Genomic DNA, 13,181 nt, shown 5'->3' with positions numbered 1-13,181 from the left:
AGGCTTTGCAGCGATTGGAGGAGAGACACGAGGGGCCGCACCATTCCGCGTTCACGCAACTTCGCCCTGCCCATGGGCGGGCGTGGCGGCAGACCAGTCTGGTCTGCCACGCAGGAAGGAGAACAGCGCGCCGGCCGCGATGCCGCCCGACATTGGTGCGGCCCAGAACAGCCAGAGCTGGTCCAAGGCCCAGTTGCCGACAAATAACGCCTGGGCCGTGGAGCGGGCGGGATTGATCGAGCCGTTGGTGACCGGAATCGACACCATGTAGGCCAGCATCAGGCAAGCGCCAGCGATAAGCGGCGCGACCCATCCCCGCTCTTGCCGGCACGCCGTCAACAGGTACACCAGGACAAAAACGAAGGACAGCACGAACTCGATGATCAGCGCCGAGTGCAACTGATAGTCGGCGGGCGAATGGGCGCCAAAACCATTCGCCGCAAATTCGCTAGCGGCCAGTTCGAATCCGGGTCGGCCGCTCGCCACATAAACGAGCAGTGCTGAAGCGACGATGGCACCCAGAAGTTGCGCGGCAATGTATGGCAACAGGTCCCTGACCGGAAAACGTTGCGCGATCGCGAAGCCAACAGTGACAGCGGGGTTGAAATGCGCGCCCGAGATCCTACCGAACGAGTAGGTGGCCGTGGCAAGCGCGACGCCGAACGCTAGCGACATTTCCAGTACGTCGTACCCTTGCTGGATTCCGCTCGTATTCAATACCACGGTACCGCATCCAACGAAGACAACCCAAGCCGTTCCCGCGCCCTCCACCAACAATCGCTTACCTAGCGCGACCATGCCGCCTCCCGTTTTATCTCTACGAGGCAGACGGCATCACTCGTAATTGCCGCAAGACATCTGCCTGAATTTTCCCGGCTTCCTACTGCTCAGCATGACCAAACGAATGCTCTCGTTGGACAAGCATGAAGCAAAGGCGCAGCCAATTCAGAACTATGAGACGGCAACGTCCACCAACCAATCAGAACAGTCCTAAACTCCAAATCATCGACCGGTGCGATCGAAAATTCCGACTGCGCTCAAGCCAGCCCAATTTGCCGTGCGTAGTCAATGAGATCGGATTCCGTTTCGAGCCCGAGCTTGCGCATCGCGCTGCGCTTTTGCGTGCTGATCGTTTTTCCGCTGCGTTGCAGGCGCGCCGCGATTTCATGGACCGCCAGGCCTTGCACGTAAAGCTGGAAGATTTCCCATTCTCGTGCGCTCAGCACACCTGCTCGAAGCTGCAGCGGCGTATCAGCCGCTTCTATCGCGAGGCGAGCCTGTCCCGACAGATAAACGCCGCCAGCAACAGCAGCCTCGATTGCATCGATCAAGTCCGTGGCGGCGTCGCGTTTATCGACGATTCCGCTGACACCGATGTGGAGAAGACCTGTCAGCATGTGTGCATGGCAGATCATCGTGAGCACGACGAGGTGAGGATGCGGTCGCGCCCGCAACAGGCGCCGCAGGAACGGCACTGCATTGCTGCCTCCGTGAATGCCGGGCATGCTGATGTCCGATACGACGACGTCGCATGTGCAACTGTCGATCAGTTCAGCTAGCTTGTGAGTGTCGGCCGCCTCGCCGGTCACTTCGATATGTGGCACGGCTTGCAGCAACCGCCGAACGCCGACACGAACGCAGTCGTGATCGTCGGCAACGATAACGCGGATTTTTTGTGTCATTTTTGTTGTCTTATCGACTGGCCCGCCCTGCACGCGATGTGTTTCCCCGGGCTGTGCCAATACATCTTCTGTTCGTCGCGCCGCTGCGGCGCGACGCCTCGCCCACTGATTATCAGTTTTGCGTGCGCTCCTCGGGAACCACCCCGTACTCGGCAGCGAAGCGGAACAACTCAGCGTCGCTGTTCAGATCGAGCTTGCGCATCGCGGTGCATTTTTGCGCGCTGATGGTCTTGACGCTGCGGCCCAAACGCGCCGCGATTTCCGTGACGCCGAGCCCTGACGCATATTGCGTGAACACCTCGAGTTCACGACGCGAAAGAATCTGCCGTACGAAATCGAGCCGCCGGTTCACCATTGCCTCCGCAATCAGCGAGCGCACCGCGGGCCCGAGATAGCATTCGCGCGCCAGCGCCGTTATCACCGCCACGTGAATCAGATCGATCCGGTCGCGCTTGCTTACCAGTCCATCCACGCCGAGCGAAATGACCTTTTGCAACGCAGCCGGCTCGGTTTCCATGGTGAGCACGACGAGCGCGATATCCGGGTAGCGCAGCTTGAACTGCCTGACCGCTTCGAGTCCATCGCCATCGAAGCCGCCCGGCATGTATAGGTCCATGAGGACCAGTTCGCAGGGTTTGCGATCGACTTCCTGGAAAAGTTCGGTGGCGTCAGCAGCGCGACCGACGACCCGCATGTTCGGATATCCACCCATCAGGTTCTCGATCGCCAGTAGAACGAGCGGGTGATCGTCTGCGATGATGGCTCTGATGGGTGCGCTTATATCTGCTGTGTCGTTCATTGTTTATCTCCCCCTACCTTGAAGTTCCGGCCTCTTTCGTCGAAGAAACTGGCTCTGCGGCGATCATTAAACATTCCTAGGAGAATAGACATAAGATCGCTCCGAAATGGCTTATTCAATCGGTCTGAGTAATTGATTAGATATGCGATTCAAAGCTAGGAATTCCGTGCGCACGGACGTAAGAGAAAAGTCCGGGACCGTTAGTAACGCCAAGTTTGACCATCGCTTCGCGTTTTTGCCGGCTGACCGTACGACGATGGCACCCAAGCGCCGCCGCGATTTCTGAAATCGATTGGCCGCTCACAAACAGTTTGACCACTTCCGCCTGCAGCCTCGATAAGCGCGCAACGGGCGGCGGCTCCCGGTCCTCCTTCCACGACTCGGCGAGCGCCTCGTTGATCGAACGCCCGAGGTACGTTCCACCACTGCGGCTCGCCTCGATCGCTTGCCAAAGCTGATCCATCGATTCTGTCTTGCTGAGCGCACTCACGGTGCCGTCTGACACGACGGCGCGAAGAATCGCGGCGTTCGTCAGCATTGTCATCACGACGATGCGCAGCAGCGGCCATTCATCGCGGATTCGCCTGACAAGGCTGAGGCCATCTTCGACGGCGCCGGAGGGTTCGGGCATCGAGAGGTCGGTGACGAGCACATCGCATGGCGTGCTCCGCAACAACTCGATCAATAACGTGGGAGTGATCGCCTCGCCAACAACGCTGACGCCGACATGGGCGTCCAGCGCGGAACGGACGCCAAGTAAAACGAAGGGATGATCGTCTGCCAGAATGATTCGAGTGTTCGCCATGATTTTGTCTCTTTGTTGTAGGTGTAATCAGCGAAAAGCGCAGAGTATTGACACGCTCTGCGCATGCTTTAACGGCACCTTGGCTCGGCATGAATGCGCCAAGCCGCTCATAAAATCATCGCTACACTCGCCAGCGAAATCGGAGTGTTCTGAATCCGGCAAAGAAACTGACAGCCCATTGCGGTTCTATTAAAAGAAAAACGCGGAATGACCCAAAACGAATATTTCCATCGCTGTTAATGCCTGCGCGAAACCGCATCTGATGTCGCGGTGCGGATGGCATCGCACATCGGCAGCGTTGTCACGTCAGGTCGCATCACACGCTCGCGCGGCGCTCGTCTTTGCCCCGCGCGCCGCGCGCGGAAGAATCGGCCATGCGATCAGCGCGCATGCGCTGGCCACAGCCCACACCAGCGGCCACGAACCTATTGTCAGAAGTGGCGGGATCGCGAGCGGCGTGACGAACAGCGTGAGAAAGACGCAAGTGTTGCCGATCGCCAGCGCGGTGCCCGCGCGACTCGTGCCGGCCAGCGTGGCGAGTTCCGTGAAGGCGACGCCGTGCCACGCCGACGCGCTCACGCCGCCCAGCACGATCATCAGCGCAAACACCGCCGTCGTCGCCGCGTCATGCGTACCGGCGAGACCCGTCAGCAACGCAAGCGATGCGAACAGCGCGGCGGTCGTCAAGCTGCATGCACGCATGTAAGGCCTGCGATTGCGATTCCGGTCGGTCCAACGCCCGCTCCAAACCCTCGCGACCGCAGCGCCGGCCTGAACGGCGGCCATCGTCACGCTAATCGCCAGCACGCCGGCGCGGCCGGAATCGTGGAGGAACACAGTCCCGAACGTGATCACGGCGAGCTGCGGCACGCACAGCGCTCCCGCGCCGAGCGCCACACGCCAGATGCCGATGTCGCGTAACGGTGAAACCTTCGGTGGCTCGCCCTCGGCCATCACCGCGTTTTGGACTGCGTTGCGACCGGCGCGAACATCGCCCGCATCAGCATGCGAAGGTTCATGCAGCCACAGCCATGCGAACACCGCCGTGACCCCGCACGCCGCGGCCAACACCGCATACGCGCTGGCAAAACCGAACCTCGATGCCAGCACCGGCAGCAACAACGCACCGAGCCCACCGCCCGCCGGCACTGCCGTCTGTCGAATACTCATTGCGAGCCCGCGCTCACCCTCCTGAAACCAGGCCATCACCGCACGGCCGCTCGAACCGTTGACGCTGCCGCCCAGCAGGCCGATCAGCAACAGGCCGAGTGCGAGCGTCGCGACGCCCGGCACGTGATCGCCCGACGGCACCACGAACAATGCGAGCCCGGCCAGCGCGGCTGCCGTCGAAAGCAGTCCGAGCAACAGCACCCGGCGGTCGCCCCAACGATCGGTCAGGAGCCCCCACGGCAATTCGCTCACCGCGATGCCCAAGCCGAGCATGCCAAGCACCAGCCCCAGGCCGTCGTTGCCGAGGTGATAGCCCGAACGCAAAAAAACAGCGGTCGTCGGGATCCCCGAGAACGCCGCCGAAAAACTCGCATTGGCCGCGAAGCCGACTCCCAGCACCTTCCACCGATGGCTCGCCCCGCGCTCACCCAACGCGCGAACCGCGTCAACCGATCCGTTTGCCATCACACCCCTCCGTAAAGAAATCTGGAGGTATCCTACGGCTGGGCATTCCATCGGAAAAGCCGGAAATTTAGATAACATCCATCGGATATACCGAATCATGAGCCAACGTGGATTCGACCTGACGCAGTTGCGGACCTTCGTCGCCCTCGCGGAATCGGGCAGCGTCTCGGCGGGCGCGGCGCGACTGTTCCTGTCGCAGTCTTCCGTGAGCGAGCAGTTGAAGAAACTCGAGGAGCGCGCCGGCCAGCCGCTCTTCGTCCGCAGCAAGCAGGGCGTGAGCGCCACGCCGGCCGGCAGCCGTCTGCTCGATCACGCGCGGCGCATCATCGCAATGAGCGAAGCGGCGTTCGAAGACCTGCAAGGCCGCTCGCTCGATGGCGAATTGCGCATCGCGATCACCGACTATTACCGTCCGCACGACATCGCGCGCATTCTCAAGACGTTCTCGGAACAGCACCCGCGCCTGAAACTGCACGTCACCGTATTGCCGAGCGCCGTGATCGACAGCCATGCCGGCGACGACGCATCGTTCGACATCGGCCTCTCGCTGCGGCTCGTCACCGGCAAAACGCGCTCCGCAAACCCGCGCGCCCGTGCGCCGAGCACCGTCGTGCGGCGCGAAAAACTGCTGTGGGTCCGCGCCGCCGACGCGGACCCGCGGCCGGCCACGCCCTATCCACTCGTCCTGCTGCCGTCGAGTTGCCAGTTGCAGCGCTTCGTCGTGAAGCTGCTCGACGAGCACAAGGTGCCGTATCTCGTGTCGCATTCCGCGTCCGGAGTCGCCGGCTTGCAACTGGCGTTGAAGGCGGGGCTCGGCATCTCGTGTCTGAACGAATCATCGATCGGCGGCGGCGTCGTGGCATGCCCGGCGAATGTCGGCTTGCCCGCATTGCCCGCGGTCGAGTTTCATCTGTTGCCGGGGCGGGTGGGTGAAAGCGAACGGGTCAGCAACGCACGCACGGCACTCATGCGGCTGTTCAGTTGATCTATGTCATGCCGGCTGCGACCGACGGCTGGCAGAATCCTTTGAAAGCGCGCCACCCAACACTAATCGATCACATTCGCGAACACATTCGCCCGATCGCGTACGTGTTCGAAGCGCGTGTCATTGAATGATTGAAAGGCCCCTAATCGCCGCCTATGATGGTCAGGTAGCCATTTGGCCTTTCCATTGACGCATGGGATGAGTTCCTGCAACTGCTACACGATGCCCAATGTGTCATGCGTTGATTTCCGCAGCCCGAAAGCCGCCTCTCATGGCGCATTCAGCGCGGATTATTGTTTTGCCAGGCTATTGCATCGCCGCATCGAGTCGACACCGTTATCCTTCAAAATCCGTTCCGATTTGTCGTTCACGCAGTCGCTATAAAAGAAAGATGGGCTGATTTGTCATGCATCGTTCATTGGATTCGCGAATGAATCCATTGGATGATTGATCGAAAATAACTCGAGAAAAAGAACGTCCCTAAACGAGGCTTGGCGTGCATCGTAGAACTCTTGGATCTTCGGTTCTGTTTGTGCTTTACGTCCTGTGGAGCGGCGCGACTTTCGCCGCGGCCAACACGTCAGGCACCATGCCCTCGGCCATGGACGAGCGCGTGCGTGCGTGCACCTCGTGTCATGGCGTGCAAGGCCAAGGCCTGAACAACGATTACTTCCCGCGTATCGCCGGCAAGCCTGCCGACTACCTGTTCAATCAGTTGGCCGCATTCCGCGACGGCGGCCGCACGTATCCGCCAATGGGCTATCTGCTGGCGTTTCTGCCCGACGACTATCTGCGCAAGATCAGCCAGTACTTCGCCGACCTCCAGCCGCCCTACCCCAACGCCGATCAAGGCGAAGTCGCGCCGGCCGTGCTTGCCGCCGGCGAGCGCCTCGTCACGCAAGGCGACCCGGCGCGCAAGATACCCGCATGCGTCGCGTGTCACGGCGCGCGCATGACCGGCAAACAGCCCGGCATCCCCGGTCTGCTCGGCTTGCACGCGAGCTATATCGCCGGACAGATGGGCACCTGGCGCTCGGGCACGCGTCATGCGCTCGCCCCCGACTGCATGCGTGCGATCGCCGTCAAGCTGACCGACAAGGACATCACCGCGGTATCGAGCTGGCTCGCGCGCCAGCCACGCCCGGCCGATCCGCGGCCTGCACCGGCCTCCGCCGAGCGGCTGCCTCTCGCATGCGGGAGCCAACCGCAATGAAGTCGACCTCTCGCCTTTCGCGCGCGCTTCGCGCCCTGCGCTCTCTGTCTGACGTCGCGAACAAGCGCCGCCACGCAGTCGCGTCGCTCGCATGCGGCGCGCTGGTTGCCGGCCTGGTCATGAGCGTCGTGCTGCCGCGCGCACCGCATGTGCTGCTGATCGAGGAAGCACGCGCCGCCGAAGCCACGCCCGCTGCAACGCCTGCAACGACGCCAGGCGCCAACGCCGATACCCGCCCCGACATCGTCAAACGCGGCGAGTACCTGGCGCGCGCCGGCGACTGCGTCGCCTGCCATACCGCGCCGCGCGGCAAGCTGTTCGCCGGCGGTCTCGCCATGGAGACGCCGTTCGGCACGCTGTATTCGCCGAATATCACACCGGACGCGCAATACGGCATCGGCACGTGGAGCGAGGAAGCATTCTTCAAGATGATGCGCACCGGCCTCGCGCAGGACGGCAGGCTGCTGTACCCGGCCATGCCGATCGCGCAATACACCAAGGTCACGCGCGAGGATTCGAACGCGATCTTCGCCTACCTGAAGAGCGTGCAACCGGTACGCGAGCCGAGCCACAAGCACACGCTGCGCTTCCCGTTCAATCAGCGCAAGCTGCTGTACGGCTGGCGCACGCTGTATTTCCGCGAAGGCGAGTTCCAGCCCGATCCGACCAGGTCGGTGGAATGGAACCGCGGCGCGTATCTGGTCGAAGGGCTCGGGCACTGCACGATGTGCCACACCAAGATCAACATGCTCGGCGGCTCGTCGCAGAGCGAGCAGTTCGCGGGCGGCCTGATTCCGGTGCAGAACTGGTACGCGCCGTCGCTCACGTCCGACAAGGACGGCGGTCTCGGCGACTGGAGCATCAAGGACATCGTCGATCTGCTGCAAGCGGGCATTTCGGATCGCGGCGCCGTGTACGGGCCGATGGCCGAAGTCACCTACCACAGCCTTCAGTACATGACGGGCGAGGACGTGAAGGCGATGGCCGTGTATCTCAAGACGTTGCCGGACAATCGCGGCCGCAAGTCGGGGCCGTCCGCGCCGACCAACACCAACGTGTTCGCGCTCGGCGAAAAGATCTACGCCGACAAATGCGCGATTTGCCACGGCGCGAAGGGCGAAGGCAAGTTGCAGCATTACCCGCCGCTCGCCGGCAACCAGTCGATCGAAATGGACTCGGCGGTGAATCCGATCCGTATCGTGCTCAACGGCGGCTTTCCGCCGGGCACCATGCGCAATCCGGAGCCTTACGGCATGCCGCCTTTCGCGCAGGAACTGAACGACACCGACGCCGCCGCCGTGGTCACGTATATCCGCACCGCGTGGGGCAATCACGGCCAGCCGGTGACGGCTCGCGACGTCAACGAGCTACGCAACGCGCCGCTGCATTGAACCGCTGCACTGGAGAGACTTTTGATGGAAGCGAACGATACCCGCAGCGCGCCCGCGCCGACCGATGACGAGGTGGAAAGCGTCATCGCGGCCGGCCCGCATGGCGCGATTGCCGTAGCCGGCGTCGCCACGCTGATCGTCATGGCGATCTGGTTCGGCTTCTACTTTTTCGTGTTCCTGCCGCGCGGCGTCGTTCACTGATCATGTCGACCGATTCCAATCATTCATCGGGCGGCCACGCGGTCGCCTTGCGCGCCGAGCGCCGCTGGGCGATTTTCGCCGGCGCGCTGATCCTGCTGATGCTGGCCGTCATCGTGTACTCGGGGCTGCATTGGGCGATGATGCCGCCGTCGCGGGTCGAGACGATCGATCCCTCGCGGCTGCAACTGTCCGGCGAATTCGTCGAGGACAACCTGGGCACGGCGGTGGAGCCCGACGGCTCGGTGGTCGTGCGCTTCGTCGCGCAGCAGTATTCGTTCACGCCGCAATGTCTGCTGGTGCCCGCCGACACGCCGGTCACGATCCGCACCACCAGCGCCGATGTCGTGCACGGCCTGCTCGTCACCGACACCAACATCAACACGATGGTCGTGCCCGGCTACGTCGCCACGCTGAACACGCGCTTCGACAAACCGGCCGATCACACCATGCCGTGCCACGAGTTCTGCGGCTTCGGCCACCAGGCCATGTGGGCGCACGTGAAAGTGATCGACAAAGCCGCCTTCTTCGAGCAGGCCCGACAATCCCGGAGACTCAGCTGTGTTTCACGCTAAGCGACTCGTTCTTGCGCATTTCTGGCTCGCCTTCATCGCGTTTCTGATCGCGCTGCTTCTCGGCGCCTGGCAGATGCTGGTACGCAGCCCCCTCGCGCCGTGGGTCGGCGACCCCGAGCTCTACTACCGCTCGGTGACCGCGCATGGTTCGGTGATGGCCTACGTGCTGCCCACCCTGGTCTCGATGGGTTTCGGCTATGCGATCGTCGAACTCGCGCTCGCGCAGCGGCTCGCCGGACTCAAATGGGCGTGGGCCGCGTTCATCATGCTGGCGATCGGCGCCGTGATGGCGATGGTGCCCGTCGCGCTCGGCAGCGCCTCGGTGCTCTACACCTTCTATCCGCCGATGATCGGCAGCGCCTTCTATTACATCGGCGTGGTGCTGGTGGTGGTCGGCTCGTGGATCTGGGTCGCGCTGATGCACGTGAATCTGCGCATCTGGAAACGCGCCAATCCGGGCCGGGCCGTGCCGCTCGCGATGTTCGCCAACGTGGCGGGCGCCTACCTGTGGGCGTGGACCGCGCTCGGCGCGGCGCTCGAGATCCTGTTCCAGATCCTCCCGGTCGCGCTCGGTCTCACCAGCACGATCGACGCCGGCCTCTCACGCGTCCTGTTCTCGTGGACGCTGCATGCGATCGTCTATTTCTGGCTGATACCGGCGTACATCGCGTATTACACGCTGGTGCCGCGCGCGATCGGCGGACGGCTCTATAGCGACTCGATGGCGCGCGTGTCGTTCATCCTGTTCCTCGTATTCGCGATGCCGATCGGCATTCACCATCTGTTCGTCGATCCGCAGGTGGGCTCAGGCTTCAAGTTCGTGCATGCGGTGTTCACCGGCATGGTGTCGGTGCCGACCCTGCTGACGGTGTTCACGATCTGCGCGTCGGTGGAAATCGCCGGCAGGCTGCGCGGCGGCAAGGGCGCGTTCGGCTGGCTCACCGCGTTGCCGTGGCGGAACCCGATGATGCTCGTGATCGCGTTTTCGTTCGTGATGCTGGGTCTCGGCGGCGCCGGCGGCCTGATCAACATGAGCTACCAGTTGAACTCGACGGTGCACAACACGCAGTGGGTGACCGGGCACTTCCATCTGATCTTCGGCGGCGCGATCGTGATCATGTACTTCGCGATCGCGTATGAACTATGGCCGCAATTGACCGGCCGCGCGATCGTCTCGCTGAAGCTGGTGCGCACGCAGTTGTGGCTGTGGTTCATCGGCATGCTGGTGGTGACGCTGCCCTGGCACTACGTCGGCCTGCTCGGCGCGCCGCGCCGCATGGCCTATTACGACTATACGATGCCGGGGATGGAAGCGCAGGCGTTCTGGGTGGGCATGTCCGCGGTGGGCGGCTTGATCCTGGTGGTGTCCGGCGTGCTGTTCGTCTACATCCTCGCGAAGTCGCAGTTCGGACCGGCGGTGGAGCAGCAGCGCTTCCAGTTCGCGAGCGCGGTGCATCCGGTGGAGCGCGTGCCCGCCGCGCTCAACAGCTTCGGCTTGTGGGTGGCGTTGATGATCGGGCTGACGGTTGTCAACTACAGTGTGCCGATCGTGCAGTTGCTCAAGTTGCCGCAGACGTCGGTGCCCGCGGTGGTCGTCGGAGCACAGCGATGAATCAGGAACGCGTCTTCAGCTTCCGCAATCCGTGGTTCACGGTGAGCGTGGGCGGCACGCTTGCGATTGCCGTCGTGGCGATACTGATCGGCTTTATCTGGTTACCCTCGGCGAATAGTTCGTTCGCTGGGCGCGGCTTGTGGGCGACGATTTGCAGCGCCGCGGGCGCGCCGTCGAGCTGGTACGGCGGCGCCAACATCGCCGGCCCGGCGCCGAGCGACGTGGTGGTTTTGCCGCCCTTGCACCGCGTGCGAGCCGACGCGAATTCGATCGGCCGCGGCGCGACGATCGCGACGCAGAACTGCTCGATGTGCCACGGCGTGCTGGGCACGGTGCAGGTGACGGCGCCCGCGCTGGCCGGGCAATATGCCGACGTGACTTATAAGGAATTGCGGGATTATCAGAAGGGCGTGCGCAAGAACGCGATCATGCAGCCGATCATCGCGGCGCGCAGCGATCAGGATCTGCACGATCTGGCGGCTTACTATGCGTCGTTGCCTCGCGCGACCGCGGCCGAGCTTTTGCCGACCGGTGCGCAGCCGGATGCGAATGCCGTGAGGCTTGCGATGCAGGGTGATCCGCGGCGCAATATCGCGCCTTGTGCTGCCTGTCATGGGCAACTCGATCGCAAAGGCGCGGCGCCCTGGCTTGGCGGGCAGTCGTCTGTTTATCTCGCTGCGCAGATGCGGGCGTTTGCTTCCGGCGCGCGGCGGAATGACATTAACGAGCAGATGCGGAATGTGGTGCGGGAGATGACTTCTGCGGAGATTGATGGGTTGGCTAAGTATTATGCGGCTATGCAGTAGGTGACGGGTTTTGCCTGCTCGGCGGTTTGGGTTGTGGGCTGGGTTTGTTGGGCTGGGTTTGTTGGCCTTTCCTTGCTGGCTTAGTGGTCTATTGGCGTTGCCCCTGTGCGGGGCAATGCTCTCAACTTAAGCCTCAAAGAGCTTGTAAACGAGGCATTGCCCCTGTAAACTTCATCGCATAACTCACTGATAAATCAACGATATGAACTCAAATACCAGCGTCCTCGCGGCTTCTGGCTGAGTTCTCCGATTTCCTGCTCGATCCGGCGCTCGCCGATCGCGTGCGTCGTTCTCCCACTGCCTTTACCCGCAATCGCACACTGACCTTGCCGCGCATGGCCGCGCTGATGATGTCCGGCATGTGCGCCAGTGTGCAGGCCGAACTTGACGCGCTATTCGGCGCACTGGGAAGCAGCGGCGGGCGCACCCGCGCTGTCAGCGCACAGGCCTTCAGCAAGGCGCGACGGGGAGTGTCTGCCGAACTGTTCGAACTGGCCCGCGCCCGCCTGATCTCGCTGGCCCAACCCCATATCGATTCGATGCGCTGGCACGGCCTGAGGCTGGTCGCCGCTGACGGTAGCCGCCTGCGTGTGGGCACGCGTCGCGGCCATGAACTGCGCGCCGATCACTACGCGTTTGCGCTGTTCCTGCCGGGTTCCGAACTGACCCTGCACGCTGCACTTCATCCCGCCGACGGCGGCGAGCGGCAGATGCTGTTCGAAGCCCTCGATGTACTGCAACCGCATACCGACCTGCTGCTGCTCGATCGCGGCTATATCGGCAACGCGATGGTGGCGGCGCTCGCACAGCGCGAAATCCCGTTCTGCATGCGCGTCGATGCGCGTAACTGGAAATGCGTCAGCGCCTTTATCCGCAGCGGTAAAGCCGAGCATGTGGTGACACTGGAAGCGCCCAGCGAACCGGATGCCCGCGCCTATGAACTGGCGCGTACGCCCACGACTGTGCGCCTGATCCGCGACGTCACGCCGGGCGGTCGCGTGCGTGTGCTGATGACCTCGCTGCTCGATGGCGGGCGTTATCCGGCGGCATCGTTCGGCGCGCTCTATCACCAGCGCTGGCGGGTCGAGGAAGCATTCAAACGACTCAAGCACCGGCTGCGGCTGGAAGCCGTCACAGGCCTCGATTACCTGGCGTTACAGCAGGACTTCGGCGCAAAAATCCTCGCCGACAACCTGTGCACACTGCTCAGCGATCTCGATGCGCCGCACGACGACAGACATGCCAGCCGTCCTAACCGGGTGTATGCACTGGGCGCACTCAAGCCCATCCTCGGCGCGTGTCTTCTGCGCATCCAGCGCTGTCTGGACGGCCTCGCCGGTGTGCTGGAAATGATCCACCAGACCCGATGCCGGATACAGCCCTCACGCTCCTATCCAAGACCACCCAGAAAAGCCAAGCCCCACTTCCATCTCGCGTACAAACTCGCTTGATGCAGCGGGGCTTAAGTTGAGAGCATTGC

General features: G+C 62.7%; 13 protein-coding genes. 8 read left to right on the top strand and 5 right to left on the bottom strand.

The window, feature by feature from the left end; genetic code table 11:
* Positions 1–51: 51 nt before the first annotated feature.
* From aqpZ to CUJ90_RS01990, 5 genes are all read right to left on the bottom strand, one after another.
* Positions 52–798: an aquaporin Z gene (aqpZ, locus tag CUJ90_RS02010; RefSeq protein ID WP_083084659.1), complete on the bottom strand. Its 747-nt coding sequence runs from the start codon at positions 796–798 to the stop codon at positions 52–54.
* A 239-nt stretch (positions 799–1,037) separates the two neighbouring features.
* Positions 1,038–1,682, bottom strand: a complete 645-nt coding sequence (locus tag CUJ90_RS02005; RefSeq protein WP_114161860.1) for a response regulator — start codon at positions 1,680–1,682, stop codon at positions 1,038–1,040.
* A gap of 112 nt (positions 1,683–1,794) precedes the next feature.
* Entirely contained in the window at positions 1,795–2,481 is a 687-nt protein-coding gene (locus tag CUJ90_RS02000; RefSeq protein WP_114161859.1) for a response regulator, read from the bottom strand.
* Between the two features lie 136 nt (positions 2,482–2,617).
* Positions 2,618–3,286 carry a response regulator gene (locus CUJ90_RS01995; RefSeq protein WP_114161858.1) on the bottom strand — a complete coding sequence of 223 codons (669 nt, stop codon included), beginning with the start codon at positions 3,284–3,286 and terminating at the stop codon, positions 2,618–2,620.
* A 306-nt stretch (positions 3,287–3,592) separates the two neighbouring features.
* On the bottom strand, positions 3,593–4,921 hold the full coding sequence (locus tag CUJ90_RS01990; RefSeq protein ID WP_114161857.1) for an MFS transporter: 1,329 nt from the start codon (positions 4,919–4,921) through the stop codon (positions 3,593–3,595).
* A gap of 97 nt (positions 4,922–5,018) precedes the next feature.
* On the opposite strand from CUJ90_RS01990, the gene CUJ90_RS01985 reads away from it, so the two are divergent.
* The 8 genes from CUJ90_RS01985 to CUJ90_RS01955 all read left to right on the top strand — a co-directional run bounded on the left by CUJ90_RS01985 (position 5,019) and on the right by CUJ90_RS01955 (position 13,152).
* Positions 5,019–5,906, top strand: a complete 888-nt coding sequence (locus CUJ90_RS01985; protein WP_073432550.1) for a LysR family transcriptional regulator — start codon at positions 5,019–5,021, stop codon at positions 5,904–5,906.
* Positions 5,907–6,402: 496 nt separating this feature from the next.
* Positions 6,403–7,119 (top strand): c-type cytochrome, encoded by a 717-nt coding sequence (locus tag CUJ90_RS01980; protein ID WP_114161856.1) that lies wholly within the window; start codon positions 6,403–6,405, stop codon positions 7,117–7,119.
* Positions 7,120–7,238: 119 nt separating this feature from the next.
* Positions 7,239–8,510: a c-type cytochrome gene (locus CUJ90_RS01975; RefSeq protein ID WP_421380608.1), complete on the top strand. Its 1,272-nt coding sequence runs from the start codon at positions 7,239–7,241 to the stop codon at positions 8,508–8,510.
* A 24-nt stretch (positions 8,511–8,534) separates the two neighbouring features.
* The gene (locus CUJ90_RS32770) at positions 8,535–8,711 is read left to right on the top strand and encodes a hypothetical protein (RefSeq protein ID WP_167363320.1); all 177 of its coding nucleotides are present in this window, start codon (positions 8,535–8,537) and stop codon (positions 8,709–8,711) included.
* A 2-nt stretch (positions 8,712–8,713) separates the two neighbouring features.
* Positions 8,714–9,283: a cupredoxin domain-containing protein gene (locus tag CUJ90_RS01970; protein ID WP_114161855.1), complete on the top strand. Its 570-nt coding sequence runs from the start codon at positions 8,714–8,716 to the stop codon at positions 9,281–9,283.
* On the top strand, positions 9,270–10,895 hold the full coding sequence (locus tag CUJ90_RS01965; RefSeq protein WP_083084671.1) for a b(o/a)3-type cytochrome-c oxidase subunit 1: 1,626 nt from the start codon (positions 9,270–9,272) through the stop codon (positions 10,893–10,895). Before CUJ90_RS01970 ends, CUJ90_RS01965 begins: the two co-directional genes overlap by 14 nt.
* A complete protein-coding gene (locus tag CUJ90_RS01960) occupies positions 10,892–11,701 on the top strand; it encodes a c-type cytochrome (RefSeq protein ID WP_083084673.1) in 810 nt (269 codons plus the stop codon). The genes CUJ90_RS01965 and CUJ90_RS01960 overlap by 4 nt, the downstream gene beginning before the upstream one ends.
* Before the next feature lie 281 nt (positions 11,702–11,982).
* Positions 11,983–13,152, top strand: coding sequence for an IS4 family transposase (locus CUJ90_RS01955; RefSeq protein WP_244219930.1), 1,170 nt, complete (start codon positions 11,983–11,985; stop codon positions 13,150–13,152).
* The last annotated feature ends 29 nt before the right edge of the window (positions 13,153–13,181 follow it).

The sequence above is a fragment of the Paraburkholderia terricola genome, from assembly GCF_003330825.1.
Lineage (GTDB): Bacteria > Pseudomonadota > Gammaproteobacteria > Burkholderiales > Burkholderiaceae > Paraburkholderia > Paraburkholderia terricola.
This window is presented reverse-complemented; position numbering and strand designations above follow the sequence as displayed.